The organism is Xenorhabdus santafensis (assembly GCF_033949405.1).
GTDB classification, from domain to species: Bacteria; Pseudomonadota; Gammaproteobacteria; order Enterobacterales; family Enterobacteriaceae; genus Xenorhabdus; species Xenorhabdus santafensis.
In genome coordinates this window covers 1-515 of the sequence record NZ_VCDN01000436.1, presented here as the reverse complement: position 1 = coordinate 515, position 515 = coordinate 1, and the positions used below count along the sequence as shown (strand labels likewise).

1 protein-coding gene is annotated in these 515 nt (G+C 38.4%); it reads right to left on the bottom strand.

Features of this window, described 5'->3' with window-relative positions; all coding sequences use genetic code 11:
• Window positions 1-488, bottom strand: a 488-nt coding sequence (gene speE, locus FE392_RS23010) for a spermidine synthase (RefSeq protein WP_333783533.1), incomplete at its 3' end; no start/stop codon positions are given.
• Window positions 489-515 lie beyond the last annotated feature (27 nt).

The following is a 515-nucleotide window of genomic DNA, read 5'->3' as shown; positions in this document are numbered from 1 at the left end:
CGAGTAATTGGGAAAATCTCTTTTACATCTTTAAACACAGTCGTAATTAGTTCTGGTGTGAACCAAGGGTTGTCCGTTTGTGCAACGAAAATACCATCTTCTTTTAACGCTTTTGAAATTCCAGCGTAGAAGCCTTTTGTAAATAGGTTTACTGCTGGGCCTACTGGCTCAGTAGAATCTACCATAATTACGTCGTATTCATTTTCGCTTTCTGCGATGTGTAGGAAACCGTCTCCTACTTTTACTTCTACACGCTCATTATCTAATGCGCCTGCAATTGATGGTAAGTATTGTTTAGAGTACTCAATTACTTTTCCATCGATTTCAACAAGAGTTGCTTTCTTTACACTTGGGTGTTTTAACACTTCACGAATAACACCACCATCACCGCCACCAACAACTAATACGTTTTCAGGGTTTGGATGTGTAAATAAAGGTACGTGCGCTACCATTTCGTGATAAACGAACACGTCCTTTTCTGTTGTCATAAACATACCATCTAAAATAAACAAGAT